The following is a 25875-nucleotide window of genomic DNA, read 5'->3' on the forward strand; positions in this document are numbered from 1 at the left end:
GCATTTCCACGGTAACAGAATGCGCAAAAACAGAAATCACGAAGAACTGGATCAGGATGAAGAGATCATTCTGGTCAGCAAATCCGAGCTGAAGCGGGATGCCCATGAACTTAAGGATCTGGGTGCCAGGCTGACTGAACTCAAGCCTGATCAGCTGGCAAAAATCCCCCTCGAAGGTCGGATTATTGATGCCATTACTGAGACAGCACGAATCAAAAGCCACAACGCCCGCAAGCGTCAGTTCGGGTTTATTGGCAAGCTGATGCTGGATCAGGATATTGATGCCATCCGTCACGAGCTGGCCATGATGGACACCAGCAGTGAAGAGTACAGCCGCCATTTCCATATCCTGGAACGCTGGCGCGAGCGCCTGATTAATGATGGCAACACAGCCCTGACGGCTTTTCTTGATGAACACCCTCACGCTGACGCACAGCAACTGCGCCAGCTGATTCGTAATATCAATAAAGAAAAGTCAGAAGAGAAGAAAGCAACACTCAGTAAAAAACTGTTCCGTTGCCTGAGAGAAGTTAGCGAAAGCTGAGTTAAAAAAACCAAGGCGGGTATAGCCAGCCTTGGTTTTTTTATGGTTCCGGTTACCCAGAAACTTACATGCTGGTTCCACCAACAGTAATCTCATCAATTTTCAGAGTTGGCTGACCAACTCCAACCGGCACTGACTGTCCATCCTTACCACAGACGCCTACTCCGGAATCCAGCTTAAGGTCATTACCAACCATGGATACCTTGTTCATAACATCAGGACCGTTACCGATCAACGTTGCACCTTTCACAGGCGTAGTAATTTTGCCATTTTCAATCAGATAGGCTTCACTGGTTGAGAAAACAAACTTGCCCGACGTGATATCAACCTGGCCACCGCCCATATTGGCCACGTAAATACCTTTGTTCACAGAGGCAATGATCTCTTCCTTTTCCTGCTGGCCAGGCAACATGTAAGTGTTGGTCATGCGGGGCAGAGGCAGATGAGCATAAGATTCACGACGGCCGTTGCCGGTTGATTCAACACCCATCAGACGGGCATTCATCTTGTCCTGCATATAGCCCTTCAGAATACCGTTCTCAATCAGAACCGTATTGGAAGAGGTCACGCCTTCATCATCAATATTCAGAGATCCACGACGACCGGCCATGGTTCCATCATCAACGATGGTACAGAGCGGCGAAGCGACACGTTCGCCAATGCGGCCGGAATACATGGAGCTGCCTTTACGGTTAAAGTCTCCTTCAAGACCATGCCCCACCGCTTCATGCAGCAGAACACCGTTCCAGCCGGCACCCAGAACCACTTCCATTGCTCCAGCGGGTGCTGCGACGGCCTCCAGGTTTACCAGCGCCTGACGGACAGCTTCCTTGGCATAAGACTTCCACAGGTCGCCCTTCAGGAACATCTGGTAATCACTGCGGCCACCACCACCATAATTGCCACGCTCCCGGCGACCGTTATCCTCAACAATCACACCAACATTCAAGCGAACCAGCGGACGAATATCTGCAGACAATGTGCCATCTGCTGCAGCGACCAGAACATACTCATGAACACCAGCGAGGCTGACAGTCACCTGTTTCACTCTTGGGTCCAGACGCCTGGCTTCAGCATCCATGTCCTTCAGGAGTTTGACCTTGTCATCCCGGGACATTGAATCGAGAGGGTTGGCATCGTTGTATAAGGCCAGTGGCTGGCTCCGTCCCCAGGCCTGAACCTGGCGATCCTGCCCCTGACGGGCAATGCTGCGTGATGCACCAGCAGCCGCTTCCAGAGCTGGCAGGGCAATATCATTGGCATAGGCAAAACCGGTCTTCTCACCGCTGATGGCACGGACACCCACACCGCGATCAGCGTTATAGCTGCCTTCCTTTACAATGCCATCTTCAAGTACCCAGCCTTCGTGGCGAATACTCTGAAAATAAAGATCAGCTGCATCAATCTGATGCCCCAGCATGCCATGGATTACCTGCTCCAGATGAGATTCATCCAGTGAATTGGGAGCAAGTAACTGTTGTTTGGCTTGGGTCAGGATATCTGTCATCTGGTGGGTGTTCCCTGAATTACGTCTTATGCCATGGTATGAGAGGACATGATCAGGCTCAAGAACTTTTCCTGCATGCCCTTGCCGGTATTCATCATCCCTGTTCTATTCATTGAAGTTAACCCTTAAATAATCAACCAAATCTACTTGAATTTCTTCTTATTGTGCTTGGCTTTATTTGAAAACAGGCGATCCAGCTTCATTGCCGGCTCAGACAGACTGCCTTTTATCTCATACCTGAGACTGGCGAACTGCTCAACCTGACTGCCCAGTAATTTATCAAACAGATAGGCAGCTCCGGCAATATAAGGCTGCCCAAGAAGCAGGCTGACAACAGCAATATTCTGTGTCACTGGTAGCGTCACCACCAGCCCCATATCCAGCGTATTCTTCACAACATTCAAAGAGCCATCCAGTTTGAAATCTGATGATGGCCCCTTAACAGTCAAAGGCTCCTTCAGATTGATCTGACCTTTATCAAAAGACAGCTTTCCTTCAACCTGATCAAACGCCATTCCGGAGCGGAACAGATCAGAGAAGTCCAGACGCAGGCGGCGGGTAATGGCATCAACATTAAGAACCCCAAACAGGCGGAGCGCGCTGCTTGAGCTGCTGTCCACAGACAGGAAGCGCCCATTCCTGACTTCAATATCACTGTGACCTTCCATCTCCTTCATCTGAAAACCACCAGGTGACCCCACCCAGGTCCAGTAGCTGCTGCTCTTGAGACGCTTACCTGTCATCAACTCTGGGTAGCCCCACTTAGCCAGAAACTCTTCAACATTAGTGCTGTCGATACTGGCATTGATCACTGTATGGTGCTGACCGTCATGCCTGGTCCAACCCAGATTGCCATCGACCTCAGCCCCACCAAGTACACCTTTCAGCTCTGTGGTTTTTATTCCATCTTTGACTGTGCGTATTTTGGTACTGAGATGCCCAAACTCTTGCTCGCCAATACGAATCCTCTCGACATGAACATCCAGGTCTGGGATATCGGCAGGAACCACATCAGTGAATGGATCAACAAACTCTTCTTGCTTGTTGTTCGTCTCAACTTTGGAAGTTTCCAGCTTATGCTCCGGAAGAACTTCTCCCGGCAGATTCAGCTGAGCCATATCAATTCTCAGAGGACGGTTATCCGCAGGAATAGTCAGAACTCCATCGCCTTCCGGAGCTTTCAGGCCAAGGTGCATCCCTTCGCTGTCCTGCGAGAAACTGGCCTGAACGTTGTTAAACCCGGCACCACCCCAGAGCAGTCTGTCTATAGAGACATCTTTTACAGATATCGATAGATCTTTGACTGAAGATTCAATAGCAGAACCTGAAGTTTCTCCTGATTCTGACCGGAAGTTTCCTGCGTTTTTCTGCCACCATAAGTGCCACGGCTTTAACTGCAGAGCATCAAGCTGACCTGTTACCAGAAAACCATTGTCAGGCAGTTCAACTTTCCCCTGACCAATGCGTGCCCCGCCACGACTCAGCTTCTGGCTCTTTCGATCAAGCTCCTGAACATAATCGAAGCGCCCGGCCAATGAACCTTCAACCGTAAATGGTCCTTTAGCAGGAGCAAGAACTGACATGGAATACGGCAGTTTTTGGGAAGCTTTCTTATCGAGAGGTTCGGGCATACTGGAAGTCATTCCAACCAGACTGCTATCAACATCAACCCGGATATCCCCTTTGCCTCCAACAGTGACACGTGCCTTATAATCTGTCTCGCCATCGGCCAGCCAGAGATAGTCCCATCCCAGCCATTGCGAGAGTGGCTTCATGGCGACTCTGCCATTGATATCAACCTGTGTTTTGGCAGAGCGCCCCGATGAGGTTGATATACCAAACGTCACTGGTTTATCAAAAAGCGATCCGCTTAAACCAGTTCCCTGTAACCCTTTCGCAGTGGAATAGGACATTCTGCCACTGATATTGGTTGCAGCCAGATCCAGATCAGGAATAGCAAACCTGTTTCCTGCAAGCCCGATATCAACTTTAATATCTTCTTTGTTTCTACCCTCGGCAGTCAGGGGAATATTGAGATCCAGACCAACCCTGACATCGCCGCCAATATCCCACTGGTCCGCAGCATTATTCATTGCTGTAGCAATAGGTGTTTCACGGAGAATCCTGAGACCGTCCCTGCCATTACTGGTAACCTGGCCAGTCAGTTTCAGAGTCAGCGGCTTATCAGTCAGCAAGTCTGGAACAATTGCTGTCAGACCTGTTGCACGGCTGTCATAGACCCGGGCCTTATCTGCTTTAACAACAACCTCATCCTGATCCACTGTCACCAGGCCATCGACACCTTTGACCTCGGGCCACTCAGGATCGTAAGCAAAATCAGTATTGCTGACATCGAAGAAAAGGCCCCAGCTCAGGCTTTTTGGCGCAACCGGATTAGTCAGCGGCCCATTCCAGATAAAGGCCCCCTGGCTGATATCCCCACCTTTGATAGCACTGTTAAGCCAGACATTGAGATCGCCCAGCGAAGTGGGCAGATACTTACCGGCATAGAGAGCATCTCCGCTGGTTATCCCTGCTTCCAGAGCCATCCAGATAGGATCTTCACCAAAAGGAATATCCAGTCGTAACCGTGCTTCAATATCACCTTCACCGCCAGTAAACGACATCTGATCAGTGCGCAGAATGTAAACATCATCAATGATATGCCAATACAGCTTGCCCGCAACCCGGTCATAGACCCATACATCATCAAAGACGTTATCCAGCCCCAGGGTAAAACCACGACTGTCGAGATCAATAACGCCTTCCCGGGCATTCATTCTGACCTTGGCATTAATCCTTTCCCCGGAAGGTGCCCCATACCAGTGATCGACTCCAACATCCCGCAGCTCTGCACTCAAGTCCAAATCAAATGGGTCAGAAGATGGCTTTAATTTCAGGACAAAGTTGTTAATTCTCCCGCGGGGTGCAAGCCGCGTGACAATACCATTCACAACATTGGGTAACAGGTTGGATGTGGTAGAAATCAATGAAAGTGCCTGCAGATGAATACGATCTGCGGCAATGGTGATATCACGATCCGGCTTTATTCCTCTCCTGATAAAAACGTTGCTGCCCGGATAGGCGTAACCGGAAAAAATGAACGAAAGATTATTCAGCCAAAGTTGCTGATCCTGATGCTTGCCAAATGTCAGGGCAAAATCTGAACGTAACGATGTCAGCGGAGGAAGTGTCTGACCTTCACGATCTATATCCACCATATCAGCTGTCAGATTACCGTGAATCTTCCAGCCTCTGGGTGAGTAGCTGAACCATGCCTGAGTTCCGGCACGCAGTTGATTGAACTTTAGCTTGGCCTCTTTGCGCAGTGATTCAGGTAATAACTCAAGCCATTTTTTAAAGTTGATAGTTGGTGTAGAGATATATCCATCAAGCATGATGTCCGGCCACCTGATGGCATGCCCGCTGACATTCATGGCCAGTTCAATCTCTTCCCCTGAAGCAGAGCTGATACGGGCCGACATTTTGCGGCCATCAGAAGGTCCGGTAAGAGTCAGGCGGTCCACCAGTACATCATGGGTTTTGCCGGAGTTCATGGACAGAGAGAGGTGAATATTCTCAAAATCAATCTGGCGCTGGCGGCTTAACACCTCCAGCATATTTCTCACCCCTTCCCGCTGACTGACAGTGGTGTCTTCTTCATCCTCTGCTTCAATTCTGGGAAAGCCAGCCAGACCGATATGCCCTGGCTCACCAGTAAGGTTCAGCTCTCCACCACCAACCATTACCCGCCGAAACACCGGCTCCAGATTGACCAGAGTGGAAATGGTATCCAGTTCCAGGATGATATTTTCAAGAGAAACGCTGGGTTGGTCCGGTTGCTCCGGTTGATAGATAACAACCTGATCCAGACTTATCGCAGGGTTGAAGTTATGGAGCCGGCCTGTCAATTCGCCTAGATACACTCTGGTTTCAAGTGTACTTCCCAGGCTGTCAGTGATCTGCCCCTTGAGCCCGCTGACCATAGGCATAACGACCCTGCCGGCAGATACAATAATCGCCAGTAGAACCAGACCAAATACCAGTGCAATCCATGTCGCACGGGATAAATGCAGGGCTATTTTCTTCATATTTCTCCGGTCAGCCTTAACACAAAACCGACGCACACGCGTCGGTCAGGCCACCACAATCCTTTGCTATCCCGAACAGAATAGCCAGTCACATATCAGACCAGCACAACATCAAACTGTTCCTGGCCATAACGGGGCTCAACCTGGAAGCGTATGGTTTTATTCATCGCTGACTCCAGATCTGCCACGCTGTCGGACTCTTCGTCCAGAAGCTGGTCAACAACCTGTTCTGACGCCAGAACCAGATAGCTGTCACTTTCATAGGTTCTCGCCTCCCGCATAATCTCCCGGAAGATTTCGTAGCAGACGGTTTCTGCAGTCTTCTGGGTTCCCCGTCCCTGGCAGGTAGGACAGGCTTCACACAGGGTATTTTCCAAAGATTCCCGGGTCCGTTTTCTGGTCATTTCTACCAGCCCGAGATCAGATACACCGGTAATATTGGTTTTGGCATGATCCCGCTCCAGCATCTTTTCCAGAGTTCGGAGAACCTGGCGCTGGTGTTCGACATCTTCCATATCAATAAAGTCGATAATTATGATCCCGCCCAGATTGCGGAGTCTGAGCTGACGGGCGATAGCATGGCCGGCTTCCAGGTTGGTCTTGAAGATAGTCTCTTCAAGATTCCTGTGGCCGACAAAACCACCTGTATTGACATCAATGGTGGTCATGGCTTCTGTCTGATCAATAATCAGGTATCCGCCAGACTTCAGTTCCACCCTGCGGGACAGTGCCCGGTTAATTTCATCCTCAACGCTGAACAGGTCAAAGATCGGACGCTCACCGGTATAAAACTCCACCCTGCCATCCAGATGGGGCACCAGCTTGCGGACGAACTTGGTCACTTTGTTAAAGGTTTCTTCGGAATCAATGCGGATTTTTTCAATATCCGGTTCAACCAGATCACGCATGGTGCGCAGATGCAGGGGAAGGTCTTCATAAATGCAGGAAGGTGCCTTGCTGGCCTTGCGCTGCTCTTCCACGGAATCCCAAAGCCTGTGCAGGAACAGGATATCGGCAAGAATCTCCGGCTCACCTATTCCTTCAGCTGCAGTCCGGAGAATAAATCCGCCCTTGTCTTTCCGGCCATCCTCGGACAGCAGTCGTTCAACAATTTCCCGCAGGCGGTCACGCTCTTCAGCATCTTCGATTCGAAGCGAGATTCCAACATGGGAGTTATGGGGCATCAGGACGAGGTAACGGGCGGGGATGGAGATATGGGTGGTCAGGCGTGCTCCTTTAGAGCCAATTGGGTCTTTGGTCACCTGCACCACCAGAGCCTGCCCATCATGAACCAGCTCCACTATGCTGGGCTCCTGACCATCAGCACGATCCTGCTTATCATAGATCTCGCTGGCATGAATAAAGGCTGCCCTTTCGAGACCAATATCAACAAAAGCGGCCTGCATTCCCGGAAGAACCCGGACAACCTTGCCCTTGTAAATATTTCCGACGATACCGCGGTTACGATCCCTCTCCACATAGACTTCCTGCAAGACGCCGTTTTCCACCAGCGCCACACGGGACTCCATGGGCGTAATATTCATCAGAATCTCTTCACTCATCCCTATCCCTCGGCAACTACTTTTTTACCAGGAAATGCCTCCGCATTTTCATTTTTCGGAGTGGGCATTTCCTGCTCATGGCTGTTTGCAGCAACCAGTTACACGGTCTGGTCACCTGAAAGCTTTTGCCAGTATGGTACGCCGAAAAGCCCTGCCAACTCGACTGTTTCCTTCAATGGAAGGCCAACGACGTTGGAATAACTCCCGTCAATACTCTCTACCAGTGTTCCACCAAACCCCTGAATACCATAAGAACCGGCTTTATCCATCGGCTCCCCTGTCGCTACATAACGCCGGGCATCCTCAATAGAGAAATGGCTGAAGCGTACCCGGGTGGTCACAACCTGGGTTTCAACATCCAGTCCATCCCCCAGGTCACCACAAAGCGCTATGCCTGTCAGTACATCATGGGTCTGACCGCTGAGGTGCATAAGTGACTCAACGGCATCATCTTCATTCTCTGGTTTTCCCAGCAGTTTCCCGCCAAGAGCAACCGTAGTGTCTGCTGCAAGAACAGGGGCGGCAGCGCCTCCGGTATCCTGCAATTTTGCCCAGCCGGCCTCGGCTTTGCTTCGGGCAAGCCGCTCAACATAGTCGGCGGCTCTTTCATTTTCCAAGACCGACTCATCGATCTCGATATCCACCAGCCTGAATGGTATTCCGGCCTGCGTCAGCAGCTCCCTGCGGCGGGGAGATCTGGAGGCCAGATAAAGAAAAGAGACATTTGCCATACAAACAGTCCTGAGCGGAAAAACAGCTCAAAAATAATCAACAGAGTCCTAATGGGTTCTGTTGATTTTTAAATAACGATAAAGCGACGGCGAAAACTGTGCATAACAGCAGCCAGCCACGGCCACAACAGAGCACTGGTCACAGCTGGCAGCAGGTATAGCAGGGACGGTGACAGTCTTCCTGTCGCACTGCCCACCCAAATCACCGTAAGCTCATAAAGACCGGTAATAAACAGCACCATAAAGCTCTGCTGCCACCAGGGGTACATTCGCAGTCTGCGGTGCAGCTGGTTCACCGCCAGGGCCATAAACAGCATGGCCATGGCATGCTGACCAAAGACCGTGCCATAGAGAATATCCATCACAATACCGAGTACCCAGGCAAAGAACAGCCCGTAATACTGTGGCAACACCAGAATCCAGAAGATAGTTACCAGCGGTATCCAGGATGGGCGTGCATAGGACAACCAGGCAGGCAGTGGCAGAAGACTCAACACGGCTGCCATCAACAGCGTCAGCCATACCAGCCAGTGCGCATGAGAAGAATGTCTCATTGCTTAACCTCCGTTTCCTGCCCTTCCTGAGCAGCTAGATCATTACCGTTATTATCAGCTCTATGCTCCAGTCCATTTCGTTCGGTTGAGAAAACCAGCATAACCAGCCGACTTCTGTTAAGGCGGGCCAAAGGTTCAGCACGGATATAGAGGAACGGTTCTCCAGGGTTACGCGTCACTTCAGTGACTTCAGCCACAGGATAACCAACAGGGAAACGCTGCCCCATGCCAGAAGTGATCAGCAGATCACCTTCTGCAATTTCCGCCGTTGCCGGAACATGCTGCAGTTCAAGCTCAGTACCGGACTCGTTACCGGCTGCAATCGCACGGTATCCATTCTTGTTCACCTGCACTGGTATACGACTGCTGCTGTCGGTAATCAAAATCACCCGACTGGTAAAAGGACTTGTCTGAACAACCTGCCCCATAACACCTGAAGCATCCAGCAATGGCTGTCCAATGTAGACTCCGTCGCGCTCACCTTTGTTGACCACGACCTGTTTCACATTCGGGTCGGGGTCAATGCCGACAAGCTCACCAACAACAACTTTTTCATCAACAAGACGGGAAGAGTTCAGAAGTTCACGAAGCCTGACATTCTCAGCATTCAACGATGCAAGTTTCTGGATTTTCTGTTCAAGAATAAGGCTGCGGGCCTTAAGGCGTGCATTCTCCTGCGCCAGTTCACTGCGCGAACTGACCATCAGGCTGGCATTACCGACCAGGCGGGCAGGTGTATCCGCCAACAGCTGAACCGGGGTGGCCAGAACGGATAACCAGCTGCGCACCTGCACCAGGGAATCAAAGCGATGATCAACAAATATCAGAGCCAGGGAGAGTGCCAGTAGAAAGGTAAAACGGGCACCAAGGGCCTGCCCCTTGCGAAATATGGGATTAATGGGAGTGCTCCTGCAAGCTCCAAGTCCAAAATTACTTATTGTAAATGTCTAACAGGCAATGCGGAAAGGGGAAACCGATAGATTTCCGAAATTTGAATGCTTTCTTACCGTTAGCTCACTGATTGGCCAGCACGAAAATCAATAAAAATCGCCCAGAAACTGACCACTCAGTTAGCCCTCGTATTACTTCAAGCGGAACTGAACTGGCCACACGTTATTCTAATGCGCAATCATCGAAAAATATCGGGGAAAAGCAGGTATGGATTTTGTTATTCACAGTAGAAGCACTTCGCCAAATATAAGTCATGACTGCCCACCTGACAATGAAAAAAAAAAAGGGATCCTTACTTGACCCAAAGACGGTAAAAACTGCAAAAACAGAAAGCTCTGAATTGACATTCACACCCAGTGGCCCGGGAGATATAACGCTTGCGAATCTGGCCCAATCACTGCCCCGGACAATCCCTGTTACGCCTGCCCTGACTAACCCTTCAGATAGCTCATTGGAAAAACAACCAGAACCAGAAGGTATAGAGAAAACGTCAAGGGCCGTGAGGATACGTCTATATTCAGATGAGACTCTGGCTGACAGACTGGTTCCCCTGTACCCCGGTACGCCCCCAACCCAAGGAGGCGATTCTCCGCCCAGCCGTGCGCCAGTGATGGCATTGTTTGATATTGCCCTTGATGAGGACATGACCGAGGAGGAAGCCAGAAGGGTAATTATTGAGTTCAGCAAGAAATATTCACACATTCCGAAACTTGAGCTGGATTTAAACAGCCAGGAAACCCAAAAGTTTCTTTCAGCCCTCAATAAAACCGGCCAGCGTATACGCCTGCGTGCTCCAGACTATTCAAGGATACGCACAAACGCTCCAGAGTTGATCTACGGGCGGTTTGTTATCGATGGCAACAATGTGGTCAATAGTAGCTATTCTCCAAGCTCTCCAACAACATATGTTGAATACGGCAGCCATCCCGATGCCATTATGGCAGGCTTGCTGGAACTACTCACATGCGAGAAGGGGGTTGCACAACTTTGCCTGAAAGAGCGGCAAGAACACCATGAGCTTTCCGTACTTAAGGATATCCTGGGAGCGTACATAAATAAGCATAAGAATGATTACTATAATAACAAACTGTTACCGCCGGACAAACAACAGTTCGAGGCCGTCAAAAACTCACTGGAGCCAATTCAGCTCAATAGAAGTGGTCTTTACAGTCAAAGACCTCATATCAATCCTGATCTGGCCGCCAGCTTGATTGATTCTACCCGAAAACTGGCAATGGAGGTTGCCCCGGAGCTGACCCAGCGCTGCGTAAACATTTCCCATTATCTCCATGACCCTATTGAATTTCTGCCCCAGCTGGCCAATCTTGGACAAAGGATTATAACCGTTTTTCAACAGCAGACAGCTAGATCGGGAACTGCGGATTCAAACTTCCCTCATTATTACTTTGGCGATGAGTTTAACTTTAAGCTGACTAATGATCGCGTTAATCAAGATATTAGCCCTGCGCTTAGAGGTTACTGTTGTCAAATATCCAAGACACAAGCCACATTGCTGCCAATACGCTTTCGTGGGTCATATTACCCCCAGCCCATTGTCAACACAGACAAATTGGATGGTTCCACCAAAATGGACGACTGGGTGAGTCAACATAAATTGCATCACAGTCTGGCACTGGCAGCTGGGAAAGACGGCAGAGTAAGCCCACAGTTTCTTGGATTTCTCAAGCCAAAACAGGCGAATGTAATTGTTACTCAGTATGGCAGCTTTCGGGATCACGCCTTATCTTGCAACCCCTTTCACACCAAAAATGTCCACGACTTGCAGATGGCTGTTCTGCGTGACAAGCAATTAATGGATGACAGCTTTTTACCGCAGATACTCTGCCCTTTGGGCGTCGAAAATGGCAATGATAATCTGTGGCCCAACCTGTTCGATGCAAACTGTCTGGTACCAGAGACAGACAGCTACCTCGGTGATCAAGTGATTCTGCGCCCCAGCCTGGCTCTGAATAGCCCTAACATAATTATTGGCCTGTTGAGTTCACAAAACCTGTCCCGCTCCATCGCTCTCTGCGCAGACAAGGCCCAGCCTGATACTCTGGGTAAACTGTTCCACAGGCTCTGCTCGCCTGACAAAATGACAGACACACCCGAAACAGAGATGCGTGAGGGTTTGCGAATGCTCTCCCTGCAGATCAATGCGCTGGAAGTGTCCATCATTTCTTCCAATTACAAAGATCTGAAAAAAATCGGTACATATGCAGCTCCACTTTTCGCAGAGCGCTTTACCAGGGAAGGGAGGCCTTTTGAGCAGACCAGTCCGGCCCGGCGTGCCATAGAACTGTATGAAAAAGCATCCGATGTAGCAAACTGCAATTTTATTGCGGATAGCGAGATAACAGACATTGGCAGAAAAGTGTATGAGCCCCAGGTGCTTCGGGATAAAAATGGCGCGATGCTGGAGAGCGAAGATGGAACCTGCTACCTGCTGCCCGGTGGCCATCTGATTAACAAAGACTTCACCGTTCTCTACAAGAATCACTCGCTGGATTGAAGCTTTACCTGAGTCCAGCAGCCGCAGGGCACGTCTGCACTCATGTAGAAAAATAATATGCCCGGAGGAAGTACAGCCGTGGAGTCTAATGCAAGGATAGATTTTGAAAGCCCAAGAAAAAGACCAAACCCGTCGAACAATAAAGAAAGGGAAGCTTTATTTGTTTCTATACCGGTAAAAATTGCGAAAATAGAAGAGTGTCAATTTACATCCACAGACCAAAACACAAAAGGTATAGCGGTTACGGGCGCTCCTCTATCAAAGCCTGAGCAAATTTCAGTTGAACCTGCCCTGACCATCTCCACAAGCAGCAGTACACAAAAAACGCCAAGAGCTGTGAGGATAGGTTTACCTCCAGGCCAGACTCTGGCTGACAGACTGGCTCCCCTGTACCCCGGTACGCCCTCAACCCAGGGAGGCGATTCTCCACCCAGCCGTGCGCCGGTGATGGCATTGTTTGATATTCCGCTTGATGAGGACATGACCGAAGAACAAGCCAGGAAGGTAATTACTGAGTTCAACGACAAACATTCAGATAACTTGGAACTTGGGCTGGATTTAAACAATCAGGAAACCCAAAAGTTACTGTCAGCCCTCAATAAAACCGGCCAGCGTTTACGCTTGCGCGCTGCAGACTATTCAAGAATACACGCAAACTCTCCAGAGCTGATCTACGGGCGTTTTGTTATCCATGACAGAAATGTGATCAATAATATCTATTCCGCAACTCCACCAGTAATATTTACTGAAGATGGCAGCCACCCTGATGCCATTATGGCAAGCTTGCTGGAGTTACTTACATGTCCGGACGGAATTGCACAGCTTTGCCTGAAAGAGCGGCAAATTCAGCACGAATTTCTAGTTCTTACAGATATCCTGACTGCTTATAGCTGCAACCCCGAGCCAGTTTCCGGTGGAAGAACAACATCGGCACAGAAACAAGAGCGGTTAAAAACAACTGTCGAAGATAAGATACATTCAGTCAATAGAAAAAAACATTCTCAATATTCCAATGACCCTTTCCGCAACTCTGACATTGCAGCCAGCATGATTGATGAATATCGAAAACTGGCCATAGCAGTTGCCCCAGAGTTATCTCAACGCTGTATGGAAATTTCTCGCTATCTTCATGAACCTATGGATTATGTGCCCCAGTTAGCCAAGCTTGGAGAGAAGATTATTGATATCTTTCAGAAACAGGCCACCGGGGCAGGAGAGGCAGATACCAGCTTCCCCCATCATGACTTTCACGAGGAACTTGAGTATAAGCTGGTCAGAGATCGTGCTGTTGAAGACGTGTCCAGTTCAAAACAAGATCAAGTCGCCTCAAAGGTATTCTCTGAAGCTCAGGGGATAGCCCATCAAGAACGTCTCAAAGGCTCTTACTACCCCTGCCCAAGAGTCAAACATGATGATGCCACTGGTACCAAAATGGATGACTGGATCAAATCGCATAAACTGTACCAAAGCCTCGCGCTGGCCGCAGGGAAAAATGGCAGAGTAAGTCCGCTGTTTCTGGGGTTCGTAGATCATTTAGAAGCCGATATCATTGCTGCTGAACATGGAAGTTTTCGCGACCACGCTCTTTCCTGTGCCATTTTTCACACCAAGAATGTTCATGATTTGCAAATGGCCATCTTGCGCGACAAAGGCCTGATGAATGACAGGCTTTTGCCCCAAATTCTCAGCCCATATCATGGAGGCTTTGACGAAAACCTCTGGCCTAACCTGTTCGATTTGGCATGTTTATCACCATACTCGAACAGCCACCTTGGGGATCAGGCAATCTTGCGGCCATGTCTCACACTCAATGCCCCTAACACAACTTTTGGCCTGCTGAGTTCACAAAGCCTGTCCCGCTCCATCGCTCTCTGCGCAGACAAAGCGCAGCCTGACACTCTGGGCAAACTGTTCCACAGGCTCTTCTATCCTGGCGAATTGACAAACACAACCGAAGAGGAAATGCGTAAAGTTTTGCGAACAGTCTCCCGGCAGATCAATGCCTTGGAGGTATCCATCATTTCCTCCAATTATAAAGATCTGATAAAAATCGGGACACATGCCGCTCCGCTTTTCACAAAGCGTTTTGCCGAGGAGAAAAGGCCTTATCAGCATGCTCATCCGGCTCTTCGTGCGATAGAGATGTACGAGAAAGCAACTTCACTGGAAAGCTGTGGTTTTGTTAAAGATATTTACATACATGGCCTCGGTAGAGAGGTATATATGCCCCAGGTGCTTGAGAATGAAGATGGCACACTACTGGAGAGCGCAGATGGTACCTGCTTCCAATTGCCTGGTGGCCACCTGATTAACGAAGACTTCACCGTTCTCTACAAGAATCACGCCCTCAAGGACGCTTCCCTTTGTTGACCATTAAAATAGCCGCCTCTACCCGGGAACGTACGCCAAGCTTTTTTAAAAGGTGCTTCACATGCACCTTCACCGTTCCCTCGGTAATATTCAGCTCACGGGCAATCATCTTGTTAGAAAGCCCATCTGCAATCAGCCAGACAATATCGCACTCGCGCGCTGTCAGGGTAGAGAGCTGATCGCCGGTACCGGTATCGTGCCTGAGCAGTGATGCCATAACCTCAGCCAGACGCTCGTCAACCACCAGCTGACCGTTTACAGCCTGATGAATGTTTTTGATAAGTTCATCGGGCTCCATATCCTTCAGCAGGTAGCCATCTGCACCCGCCTTGAATAAAGCAGCGACATCTCCCTGATGATCAGAGACTGTCAGCATAACCACTCGGGTAGTTATACCTGCATCACGAATCGCTTTCAGCGTTGCCAGACCATCCATGCCTTTCATATTGAGATCCAGCAGAATCAGGTCTGGGTCAAGCTTTTTTGCTTTCTCCAGCCCGTCCTTGCCATCACCAGCCTCCCCGGCCACTTCTAGCTCCGGGTCATCATTGATCAGTTGTTGTAAACCGCGCCTCAACAGAGGGTGGTCATCAATCAGCAAGACTTTCGACGGCATTATTCTGGTTCTCTGTATAAACAGTTTTAAAACGAAGCTGGACCCGGGCTCCACCCAGTGGCGATGGCACCATTGCAACATCACCATTCAGACTGCTGGCTCTCTCTCGAACAATAGTCAGACCGTAGTGCCCCGGACGATCCGGGTCTTTATCAATTCCTTTACCGTTATCATCAACGGTAACCAGAATTTCCTGACCTTCTGTCTGATAGCAACTGACCCGGCACAGTGTTGCCCCGGCATGTTTGACCACATTGCTCAGAGCTTCTCTGATAATCTGCAGGATGTGGATTTCCTGATGGGCATCTACGGGGCGGAAACGGATACGGTAGTCCAGTTCAAACCGGGTTTCGGCAGAACGGCTGTTGAACTCTTCCAGTGTACGTTCAAGGTTGTCTTTCAGTGATCCTTCTGCCATCGACAGACGGAAGGTGACCAGCAGCTCCCGTAACTGGCGGTAGGCATTGCTGACACCACTCTGAAGATCTTCAACAATCTCTTTTGCCGTACCCTCTTCCGGAACCTGGCGGCGCAGGCGGGCAATCTGGATTTTCTGGTAGGATAGAGCCTGTGCCAGGGAGTCATGCAACTCTCTCGCTATAACCGCCCGCTCCTCCATAAGCAGCAGGCGTCGTTCATCTTCGCGCTGCCGGCTTTGACTCAAAGCTGTGGCAAGAATATCAACAAAGACCTGCAGCCACTGTCGTTCTTCATCACTTAACTGGGTACCCTGTGCCGGAATCACCCGCAGGAAACCAAAGCACTGGTTATCCTTCTTGGCGACAGAAACCGGAAAATGATTGCTTCCAGACGGGCACCCGACGCCAACAGGAATGGCATGGTCTTTTGTTTCAACCAGGCAACTGGTACAGCGCCCGCCATCACAGCTGACTGACAAGCTGGTTTCAGGCTCAACACGCTGCAGGTTGTCATTTCCAGCAGCTCCTGAGAGACAGAGATAACACCCCTGCAGTCTCAGTAGTTTCTGCCAGCGTTCCAGCAATGAGACCATATTGGTACGGTCAAAAGGGTTATTCTCCAGAGAACGTGAACTGGCATAAAGCAGTTCCAGGGCAGCATTAGAGCGGCTTAAAGCCAGTGTCTGAATCTCGACCTGTTTTTCCAGCCCCTGGTACAGCTGATTCAGCTCACCTGCCATATGGTTAAAGGCACCGGTCAGCTGCCCCAGTTCATTTCCTGAGTTGTACGGAAGATCAATATCAAAATCCCTGCGACCAACTTTACTGGCAGCCTGCGCCAAGGCTCCAATCGGTTCCAGAAAGCTCTTGCGCACATCCCGGAACATCCACACAGCAAAAAACGCCAGGCCAATCAGAGCCACAATCATGGCAATGTACAGCCCTTTCAGTTTGCGTTCGGTATTTTCCTGCAGGGCATTAACCATGGCATCGATTCGATCGACGAAATCCGGCACCTGCACCACGTAGGCCTGGAAATCTCCGCGCTGGAGACGGGGCCGCATAATGTATTGCCACTCGTTCAGAATCTGCCGGTACTGATCCCCAATCGGGTTACTCCAGTCAGCAAGAAGCGCAAGAGAATCATGGTGAATGCTTTTGTCATATATCTGAACAAGGGGGACAAGAATGTCCTCTGTTACCAGTTCAGGAACAACAACGTGCTCAGCAAGCCGCCAGGACTGCATCCGCAGGGAACCAGCCACATTGATAGCGGCTGCATCTGTCTCGGTTATTTTGGCAAACCACAGTGACGTACTGATCACTGAAGCTGCCAGCAATGAACTGGACAGGAGAATAAGAAGAAGCTTACGCCTTAAAGTCATAGAAAATAGTGCTTGATCTACATCAATAACTGATCACTTTTCTGTAACTACCACCATTGCCTCGCAGTAAAAATGTGGGGAGCCACACTCATCCACCCAAAGGCGCAATTATCAGATTTCCGTGGAGTTTTACCCTACACCTCACTGTTTTACTCTACCCATAAAGAGGTACGCAAGAATAAAGTGAACTGATAACGCGCGATTCCCCCCTCTTTTACTAAGGTTTTACAGCATTACTATCTGCCCCACGTCGACTTAAAACAGTGACACATTCAGGGCACATGCAGCAGGCAGTTAACCAATCTCGCAGAAACTTATTCCGGGGCCGGATCAACCGGGTGGGAGGCATCCGTCCACCCTGGAGTTTACCTGAAAACAAATTTCTCGATACCTGTGTGCGCTGCAACGACTGTATTGATGCCTGTGAAACCAATTTGTTGAAAAAAGGTGATGGTGGATATCCGATAGCAGACTTTTCGCAGGCTGAATGTACTTTCTGCGAAGCCTGTGTGAAAAGCTGTTCCCCGAAAGCCTTGCTGAAAACAGACAGTCAGCAGAAGCCCTGGAACATCACTGCCACAATCAACGACAGATGCCTTGCAAAAAATAAAGTGCACTGCCGTACCTGCGGCGAGCAGTGTGAAGTCGAGGCCATTACTTTTCGCCTGGCACCGGGCGGAGTCGCCCTGCCAAACCTGGATACTGATTTGTGCAACGGCTGCGGAGCATGTGTTTCCAGCTGCCCGGTTTCAGCCGTTGCCATGAAACTCTCTACGGAGCAGCCATGAGCGAGGTTAAAGGCGCCATGAGCGAGATGAAAAGTGCCGAAGGCACAGATAGCGAGTTCAGCTCACTGACCGGACTTATCGTCCACACCTCTCCTACCAAAATTGAGAGCGTGCAAGAGCAACTAAAGAATCTAACCGGCGTGGAAATTCACGGAGCCGCACCAGAGGGCAAGCTGGTCGTCACCGTTGAAGAGATGCCCGGACAGAAAACGATGGTTGATACCATCACAGCCATCAGCCATGTGGAGGGGGTGTTATCCACTTCGCTGGTCTACACGCACAACGATGACTGGAGTGAAGCATGAAACACTCTTTTAAAGAGATAGCTTTTAAAGAGATAGCTTTGAAAGACAAGGCTGTGAATAAACTCAAGAGCCTTGCACCTCAAAGCCGCCGGGACTTTATCAAGTCCAGCGCCGTAGCTGCCACCGCAGCAGCAGCTGGCATGAGTATGCCGGCTTCGGCCACTAACCTGATTACCAGTAGCAAGGAGACTGATATCCACTGGGACAAAGCCCCCTGCCGCTTCTGCGGTACCGGCTGTTCCGTGCTGGTTGGTACTCAGAATGGCCGAGTAGTTGCGACTCAGGGTGATCCGGAAGCACCGGTGAACAAGGGTCTGAACTGCATCAAGGGTTACTTCCTTGGCAAGATCATGTACGGCGAAGATCGTCTGACCCAGCCTCTGCTGCGGATGACTGACGGCAAGTACGACAAGAACGGTAAGTTCACTCCCATCTCCTGGGATCAGGCCTTCGACATCATGGCCGAAAAGTGGAAAGACGCCATCGCTAAGACCCGTAACTCAGACGAAATGCCAGCCGTTGGTATGTTCGGTTCCGGTCAGTGGACTGTCTGGGAAGGTTATGCCGCTTCCAAACTGTACAAGGCTGGCTTCCGTTCCAACCATATCGATCCAAACGCACGTCACTGCATGGCTTCTGCCGTAGGTGGCTTTATGCGTACCTTCGGTATCGATGAGCCAATGGGCTGCTACAACGACTTCGAACACTCAGATGCCTTTGTACTCTGGGGTTCCAATATGGCAGAGATGCACCCGATCCTGTGGTCCCGTATCACCGACCGTGCTCTCTCCAACCCGCATGTGAAAGTTGCGGTCATGTCGACTTTCAAGCATCGTTCTTTTGAACTGGCTGACAACTCGATTATCTTTGCTCCGCAGTCTGACCTGGCCATTGGTAACTACATCTGTAACTACCTGATCCAGAACGATGCGATCAATAAAGACTTTATCAAGAAGCACACCCACTTCCGCCTGGGTGTGACCGATATCGGTTACGGCTTGCGCCCTGAGAATCCTTTGGAAAAGGCAGCTGCCAACCCAGGTAACGGTGGTTCCAAAGAGATCAGCTTTGACGAGTTCGCCAAGTTTGTCAGCGAATACACCGTTGAGAAGGCCTCTGAAATTTCCGGGGTTCCTGAAAAGAACCTGGAAGAACTGGCCAAGCTGTACGCCGACCCGAACCGCAAGGTTATGTCCCTGTGGACCATGGGTGTTAATCAGCACACCCGCGGTGTATGGATGAATAACATCATCTACAACATCCACCTGCTGACCGGCAAAATCTCCGAGCCTGGCAACGGTCCATTCTCCCTGACTGGCCAGCCATCTGCCTGTGGTACTGCCCGTGAAGTCGGTACCTTCGCTCACCGTCTGCCTGCAGATATGGTTGTTAAGAAGAAGGCTCACCGTGACTACGCCGAGAAAGTCTGGAAACTGCCTGAAGGCACTATTCCTGGCAAGGTGGGTTACCACGCCGTTCTGCAGAACCGTATGCTGAAAGACGGCAAGCTGAACGCTTACTGGGTGATGTGTAACAACAACATGCAAGCCGCTCCTAACATGAATGAGGAAGGTCTGCCTGGTTACCGTAACCCTGACAACTTTATCGTTGTCTCCGACCCATACCCAACGGTTACCGGTCAGGCAGCTGACCTGATCCTGCCAACCGCCATGTGGGTTGAGAAGGAAGGTGCCTACGGTAACGCCGAACGCCGCACCCAGTTCTGGTACCAGCAGGTTGAACCTCAGGGTGAAGCCCGTTCCGACGTATGGCAGCTGATGGAATTCTCCAAGCGCTTCAAGGTTGAAGAAGTGTGGTCCGACGCACTGCTGGCCAAGGCACCAGAATTCCGTGGTAAGACTCTGTACGACGTACTGTTCAAGAACGGTCAGGTCGACAAGTTCCCGGTTTCCGAATTCAAGGGTCGTATGAACCAGGAAAATGACCATTTCGGTTTCTATGTCCAAAAAGGCCTGTTTGAAGAGTACGCCACCTTCGGCCGTGGCAAGGCCCACGACCTGGCACCATTCGATATGTATCACAAGGCACGCGGTCTGCGCTGGCCGGTGATTGACGGCAAGGAAACCCTGTGGCGCTTCCGTGAAGGTTATGACCACTATGTGAAGGCTGGCGAGGAAGTGAAGTTCTACGGCAAGCCTGACGGCAAAGCCTGGCTGTTCGCTGTTCCTTATGAGCCACCCGCCGAGTCTCCGGACAAAGAGTATGACCTGTGGCTGTCCACCGGCCGCGTTCTGGAACACTGGCACACCGGCTCCATGACCCGACGTGTACCTGAACTGTACCGTGCCTTCCCGGATGCTGTTGTTTACATGCACCCGGAAGATGCCAAGGAACGTGGTCTGCGCCGCGGTATGGAAGCCAAGATTGTTTCCCGTCGCGGTGAGGTTCGTACCCGTGTTGAAACCCGTGGCCGTAACCGTCCACCAAAAGGCCTGGTATTTATGCCGTTTTTCGATGCAGGCCAGTTGGTTAACAAGCTTATTCTGGATGCTACTGATCCGCTCTCCAAAGAGACGGATTACAAGAAGTGCGCAGTGAAGATCGTAGCGGTCTGATTTAAGTATCTGGAGCTATTCAAGAGCGGGGCGCTTAACAGGAGCGTATGGACATGGACAAGAAAAACGACAAAAACAAAACGTTATCCCGGCGCCGGTTTCTGACCGGCACCGCACAGGCTGCCTGTGCAACAGGCCTGCTAGGCCTGGGGCTGACGTATATTGCCGAAAAGTCGAAAGTCCATGCTGCCCAGGCTCTGCGTCCGCCCGGTGCGCTGCCGGAAGATGATTTTCTGGCAGCCTGCCTGCGTTGCGGCCTCTGTGTGCGCGACTGCCCCTGGGATACTTTGAAGCTGGCGAAACCGGAAGATCCAATCGCGATCGGTACGCCTTACTTCAATGCCCGGGAAATTCCCTGCGAAATGTGTGAAGACATTCCCTGCGCCAAAGCCTGTCCAAGCGGTGCTCTTGATCATCATCTTGATGATATCAATGAAGCCCGGATGGGACTGGCGGTTCTGATCGACAGACAGAACTGCCTGAGTCTGCAGGGGCTGCGCTGTGAAGTCTGCTATAGGGTGTGCCCGCTGATTGATGAAGCGATCACCCTAAAGCGAACCCATAACGAGCGTACCGGTGCTCACACCTCTTTCGAACCAGTCGTCAATCCGGATGTCTGCATCGGCTGTGGTAAATGCGAGAAAGCCTGCGTACTGGAAGAAGCAGCGATCAAGGTTATGCCAAGAGACCTGGCTATGGGAGAGCTGGGTCATCATTACCGTCTGGGATGGGAGGAAGCTGAGAAAGCCGGCAAACCTCTGATTCCTGATCTGCTGGATCTTCCGGATCGTCTGCCGGAGGGAACCAAGCTATGAGCAAGCAAAAGCGCAACCCAGGACAAGAAGCGTCAGAAACCTTAGGCTGGTGGCACGCCCACCGGTTTATGATCCTGCGCCGCCTGTCCCAGATCACTGTTCTTGCACTGTTCCTGCTGACTCCATGGCTCGGAGCAAATTGGCTCGGTATCCATCTGATTGATGGCAACCTGTCGTCCAGCCGTATTCTCGATACGGTACCGATGACAGACCCACTGCTGGCCCTGCAAACCCTGGCAGCTCTGCACCCGCTGAGACTGACCGCCGCTGCAGGCGCTCTGCTGGTCGCTGGTCTTTACTGGCTGATTGGCGGACGCACTTTCTGCAGCTGGGTCTGCCCAATCAATCCGGTGACCGATCTGGCTGGCGTTTTACGACGCAAGCTGGATATCCGTACCAGCCATCGCCTGCCACGCACTGCCCGTTACTGGTTGCTTGGCCTGGTGCTGGTATTGCCACTGGTAACCGGTGTACTGGCCTGGGAAATAGTCAATCCGGTTTCCCAAGTCTATCGCGGATTGCTCTTCGGTATGGGCAGTGGCTGGATGCTGATTGTTGCTATCTTTCTGTTTGATCTTCTGGTCAGTCAGAGAGGATGGTGCGGCCACCTTTGCCCACTGGGTGCTTTCTACAGCCTGATAGGAAAAGCCAGTCCGGTAAAAGTCAACGCAAGCAGACGCGAGCAATGTGATGACTGCATGGATTGTTATGCTGTCTGCCCTGAACCCCAGATTCTTCCGATTGCACTGAAACCTGCCAAGGGTGGCGGTCCTGTTTTGAACCCCTCTGTTTTAAACAAGAGGGACTGCACCCGCTGCGGACGCTGCATTGATGTCTGCGCCAAGCAGGTTTTCGATTTTCAAATGAATATCAAATTTAGCCGCCAGGCTCCGGACACGAGCAGGGCAACAAAAAGATCATTGGCCAAGTGAGTTAAGACGCCATGAGTACACACCTACACTTAAAATCTCCAAGCAAATTTCTGAAAAGCTTCCTGACCGTTATCGCGGTCTGCCTGAGCTTCGGTGCCTTTGCCGACGGCACCAGCCTGCGCGGCGGTGTACTGAACGAGGAAGCACCTGCACCAGCCCTGAAAAAGATTCTGGAAACAGATGGCAACCTTGACCGACAGTTTGTCGATCAGCCTCCACTGATTCCACACGATATCCGTGGCTACCAGGTCGATAAGAACGTTAACAAGTGTCTAAGCTGTCACAGCTGGAAAAACGCCAAGAAGTGGAATGCTCCGCGCATCAGCGTCACCCACTTCAAGAACCGTGATGGTAAGGTGCTGGCTGACGTTGCCCCAGGCCGTTACTTCTGCCTGCAGTGCCACGTACCTCAGGTCGATGCCAAGCCGCTGATCGAAAACAAATTCAAGCCAGTTGAATCTCTCGACTAACAGCCCTGAGCTGGTAGAAGGTTTGGACAAAAACGAATCCAGGTGAAAGCAATGGCAAAGGAATTATTTATAAAACGCTACTGGAAGATGCTTAAGCGTCCGACATCAGTAGCGCTGGGATTGATACTGCTGTTCGGTTTTGCAGCCGGTATTATCTTCTGGGGTGGTTTTAACACCAGTATGGAAATGTCCAACAAGGAAGAGTTCTGTATTGGTTGCCACGAGATGAAGGACAATGTGTACGAAGAGTACAAGTCCACTATCCACTACAGCAACCGTTCCGGTGTCCGGGCTATCTGCTCTGACTGCCACGTTCCCAAAGAGTGGGGACCAAAGATGGTGCGCAAGATCCAGGCTAGTAAGGAGCTGTGGGGCAAGATTGCAGGTACCATTGATACCCGCGAGAAGTTCCTCGACCACCGGCTTGAAATGGCGGAAAGAGAGTGGGCTCGGATGAAGGCCAATGACTCGCAGGAATGCCGGAACTGTCATAACTTCGAGTTTATGGATTACTCTGAACAGTCAAACCGTGCCTTTACTCTGCACGAAAAAGCGCAAAAGAATGGCCAGACCTGTATCGACTGCCACAAGGGTATTGCCCACGAACTGCCTGACATGAGTCATGTCGATGGCTGGGGAGGCTAAAGGAGGAACATTATGGGATCACTGGAAACTGTTATCTGGTACATACTCGGTTATTCCGCCCTGCCAATGATTTTACTGGGTGGGTTTATCGGTACAGCGGTTGTGGCCTGCTTCCTGCTGGAACTCACTGGCAGAAAATAAAGCCATACAGCTAAGTCCTTTGTTTACGAAGAAAAGCCACTTGTTCAATGTATTGGGCAAGTGGCTTTTTTATTCCAGCTCATCCCTCTCGGAAGTTGTCTCTGGTAATCAAAAAGCAAAATAGAATCTTTGTGCTAAACATTCCCGATACTCACCAGAAGGGTTGTACCGGATATGTCACGTCCAAGTGCCCGCAAAGCAAAAGCTTTACTCCTCCCCCTGACGCTATCCGTTGCCATCATAGCATTGGCAAAAGACCCCGAAATAAGTCCACCAATACCGGCCCAGCCCGTTCCCTGGCGACCCCACAAGATTGTGGTTTTTGGTGACAGTCTTAGCGACAGTAACGGTGACTCCTACCATCCGGCAGAATCCGCACTTTCAACCTTCAACCTTCTGAAAACACTAAGGGGAGAAGTGATTACTCTTCCTGATGGCACGACCCGTTATCCCATGGACCTGGCCAAGATCATCGGTCGGCAGACAACGCTGGATAATATTCAGGCCAACTTCGATCTCACGGTGAAAGAGATTCTTCGTAAAAGTGAAGCAAAGGGTTACCTGGGTCGCCTGCTTGACAAAGTCAAAACCAGAATTGTTGAAGGGTTAGGTCATATTCTGGTTAATGTTCTTGAGGCGATGGATGCTTCAGAAGACCGTATTGATAAGGCCGTTCTTAAGCCCCTGAATAGAGCATCACGCTGGATTGAAGGCCGTCTTGAGAAAATGGATAAGGACTCTACGGAACGAAGTCTGTTCCAGTCTTTAGGTAAACAGGTGAGTTACCTTATTAACTTTATTGAAAAGGATCTTGCCAATGTCATTCTTGATGCCGGTGATGATCAGCTGATAAAAATCACCAGCAAGTTTGCCGACAAGATTCCACTGGTACCCGACCCCAATTACTACATACCAGGTAAATGGACCACCACAACAGAAGTTGATCAGGTATGGGTGGAATATCTTCACAAGATGATGTCGACACAGGATCACAAGGTGACCCTCGACAACCGGGCCATGGCAGGAAGCTGGACCCTCTGCGCTCAGGACAAGGCTGAGAGCCTGCATATCATTTCTGAACTCACCGACGGGATAACAGGCGGTGCAACCATGTTCTTCCAGGGCAGCCTTATTCCTCCCTGTGAAGGCCTGATTGTGCAGTCTTATCTCAATGAGCGCCGCAATATCTTTGCCCAGGAGCATGGTCACACACCAAACCCTGGTGATGTCCTTATCGAAGATGACACTCTGGTTGTCTTCTTCAACAGCGCCAACGACTTCCTGAATAAGTGGTCAGATCCTGATGAAGTTGCCCAGGAACATGCGCGGGATGTATGGAAGATTCTTGATGCAGGTGCCCGCCGGGTAGCCGTTGTTCTGCTGCCGGATATTTCTGATACTCCCCGCTATCATCCCGATCCATCCAAGCCCAAGGATAAAGAGTCCCTGCATATTTCCAACCTGATACAGAAATACAACACCAGCCTGATCATGCGTCTGAACCTTTTGCGGGAACAATACCATGGTGACAATGGTTACCAGCTGGTGACAGTAGACGGTGCACGCATGTTTAAAGAGCTGCTTAAGGAAGACCGCTGGGATGTCAGTCACCCCATTCTTGATATCGCCGTCCCTGGAACGGATGGCCCTGTAGAAAGAGCATCAGCAGCAGATTCAGCCCAGCCTGATAACTTTGTTCTTAGAGAACTGAAAAAGAACAAAGGATTTGCAGATACCTTCCACATTAAAGGTATGAATATTCAACCCGAGCAAAGCAAAACCAAGTTCTTTGCCGACAGTGTTCATCCCAGCTCAGATGCACACTACGCTATTGCTGCCAAGGCCTGTGTCATCATGCAGAAGCAATTTGCCGTTCCCTGCAGCCCTGATAACTATACCTTCGAGCAGGCTAAAGCTGACAAAGGAAAAAAATCTTCTTAATCGAAGAAAAAGGCAGG

Annotated in this window: 20 protein-coding genes; 12 read left to right on the forward strand and 8 right to left on the reverse strand. The window is 50.5% G+C overall.

The genetic code is table 11. The features are described 5' to 3' along the window. The first annotated feature begins 19 nt into the window (after positions 1–19). Positions 20–544, forward strand: a complete 525-nt coding sequence (yjgA, locus tag M3P05_RS02915; protein ID WP_249697736.1) for a ribosome biogenesis factor YjgA — start codon at positions 20–22, stop codon at positions 542–544. 64 nt (positions 545–608) lie between these two features. Here yjgA and tldD read toward each other — a convergent pair whose 3' ends face one another. The 6 genes from tldD to mreC form a co-directional block, all read right to left on the reverse strand. Further along, positions 609–2051 (reverse strand): metalloprotease TldD, encoded by a 1443-nt coding sequence (gene tldD, locus M3P05_RS02920; protein ID WP_249697737.1) that lies wholly within the window; start codon positions 2049–2051, stop codon positions 609–611. A 143-nt stretch (positions 2052–2194) separates the two neighbouring features. Next, positions 2195–6142, reverse strand: a complete 3948-nt coding sequence (locus tag M3P05_RS02925) for a YhdP family protein (protein ID WP_249697738.1) — start codon at positions 6140–6142, stop codon at positions 2195–2197. A 95-nt stretch (positions 6143–6237) separates the two neighbouring features. Further along, positions 6238–7704, reverse strand: coding sequence for a ribonuclease G (gene rng, locus M3P05_RS02930; RefSeq protein WP_249697739.1), 1467 nt, complete (start codon positions 7702–7704; stop codon positions 6238–6240). A gap of 98 nt (positions 7705–7802) precedes the next feature. Continuing rightward, complete coding sequence (locus M3P05_RS02935) at positions 7803–8435, reverse strand: Maf family protein (RefSeq protein WP_249697740.1); 633 nt, start codon at positions 8433–8435, stop codon at positions 7803–7805. Between the two features lie 68 nt (positions 8436–8503). Beyond that, a complete protein-coding gene (gene mreD / locus M3P05_RS02940) occupies positions 8504–8989 on the reverse strand; it encodes a rod shape-determining protein MreD (RefSeq protein ID WP_249697741.1) in 486 nt (161 codons plus the stop codon). Beyond that, positions 8986–9927 (reverse strand): rod shape-determining protein MreC, encoded by a 942-nt coding sequence (mreC, locus tag M3P05_RS02945; protein WP_249697913.1) that lies wholly within the window; start codon positions 9925–9927, stop codon positions 8986–8988. Before mreC ends, mreD begins: the two co-directional genes overlap by 4 nt. A gap of 353 nt (positions 9928–10280) precedes the next feature. Here mreC and M3P05_RS02950 point away from each other — a divergent pair, with 353 nt between their 5' ends. Together M3P05_RS02950 and M3P05_RS02955 are read left to right on the forward strand one after the other, a co-directional pair. After that, a complete protein-coding gene (locus M3P05_RS02950; RefSeq protein WP_249697742.1) occupies positions 10281–12455 on the forward strand; it encodes a hypothetical protein in 2175 nt (724 codons plus the stop codon). Between the two features lie 336 nt (positions 12456–12791). Then, entirely contained in the window at positions 12792–14825 is a 2034-nt protein-coding gene (locus M3P05_RS02955) for a hypothetical protein (protein ID WP_249697743.1), read from the forward strand. On the opposite strand, the gene narL is transcribed toward M3P05_RS02955, so the two are convergent. Continuing rightward, the gene (narL, locus tag M3P05_RS02960; RefSeq protein WP_249697744.1) at positions 14803–15441 is read right to left on the reverse strand and encodes a two-component system response regulator NarL; all 639 of its coding nucleotides are present in this window, start codon (positions 15439–15441) and stop codon (positions 14803–14805) included. The two genes, M3P05_RS02955 and narL, sit on opposite strands and share 23 nt — an antisense overlap. Next, on the reverse strand, positions 15416–17245 hold the full coding sequence (locus M3P05_RS02965; RefSeq protein WP_249697745.1) for a histidine kinase: 1830 nt from the start codon (positions 17243–17245) through the stop codon (positions 15416–15418). The genes narL and M3P05_RS02965 overlap by 26 nt, the downstream gene beginning before the upstream one ends. A 281-nt stretch (positions 17246–17526) precedes the next feature. Here M3P05_RS02965 and napF point away from each other — a divergent pair, with 281 nt between their 5' ends. From napF to M3P05_RS03010, 9 genes are all read left to right on the forward strand, one after another. After that, positions 17527–18033 (forward strand): ferredoxin-type protein NapF, encoded by a 507-nt coding sequence (gene napF / locus M3P05_RS02970; protein ID WP_249697746.1) that lies wholly within the window; start codon positions 17527–17529, stop codon positions 18031–18033. Continuing rightward, on the forward strand, positions 18030–18338 hold the full coding sequence (locus tag M3P05_RS02975) for a chaperone NapD (RefSeq protein ID WP_249697747.1): 309 nt from the start codon (positions 18030–18032) through the stop codon (positions 18336–18338). Before napF ends, M3P05_RS02975 begins: the two co-directional genes overlap by 4 nt. After that, positions 18335–20914, forward strand: coding sequence for a nitrate reductase catalytic subunit NapA (gene napA / locus M3P05_RS02980; protein WP_249697748.1), 2580 nt, complete (start codon positions 18335–18337; stop codon positions 20912–20914). Before M3P05_RS02975 ends, napA begins: the two co-directional genes overlap by 4 nt. Positions 20915–20967: 53 nt before the next feature. After that, positions 20968–21729, forward strand: a complete 762-nt coding sequence (gene napG / locus M3P05_RS02985; protein WP_249697749.1) for a ferredoxin-type protein NapG — start codon at positions 20968–20970, stop codon at positions 21727–21729. Continuing rightward, positions 21726–22661 carry a quinol dehydrogenase ferredoxin subunit NapH gene (napH, locus tag M3P05_RS02990; RefSeq protein WP_249697750.1) on the forward strand — a complete coding sequence of 312 codons (936 nt, stop codon included), beginning with the start codon at positions 21726–21728 and terminating at the stop codon, positions 22659–22661. The genes napG and napH overlap by 4 nt, the downstream gene beginning before the upstream one ends. Positions 22662–22672: 11 nt before the next feature. After that, a complete protein-coding gene (locus M3P05_RS02995; protein ID WP_249697751.1) occupies positions 22673–23131 on the forward strand; it encodes a nitrate reductase cytochrome c-type subunit in 459 nt (152 codons plus the stop codon). A gap of 51 nt (positions 23132–23182) precedes the next feature. Then, on the forward strand, positions 23183–23776 hold the full coding sequence (locus M3P05_RS03000; RefSeq protein WP_249697752.1) for a cytochrome c3 family protein: 594 nt from the start codon (positions 23183–23185) through the stop codon (positions 23774–23776). A 12-nt stretch (positions 23777–23788) separates the two neighbouring features. Beyond that, entirely contained in the window at positions 23789–23917 is a 129-nt protein-coding gene (locus M3P05_RS03005; protein ID WP_249697753.1) for a TIGR02808 family protein, read from the forward strand. A gap of 174 nt (positions 23918–24091) precedes the next feature. Next, a complete protein-coding gene (locus M3P05_RS03010) occupies positions 24092–25858 on the forward strand; it encodes an SGNH/GDSL hydrolase family protein (RefSeq protein ID WP_249697754.1) in 1767 nt (588 codons plus the stop codon). Positions 25859–25875 lie beyond the last annotated feature (17 nt).

The organism is Parendozoicomonas callyspongiae, from assembly GCF_023502345.1.
Classification (GTDB): domain Bacteria; phylum Pseudomonadota; class Gammaproteobacteria; order Pseudomonadales; family Endozoicomonadaceae; genus Sansalvadorimonas; species Sansalvadorimonas callyspongiae.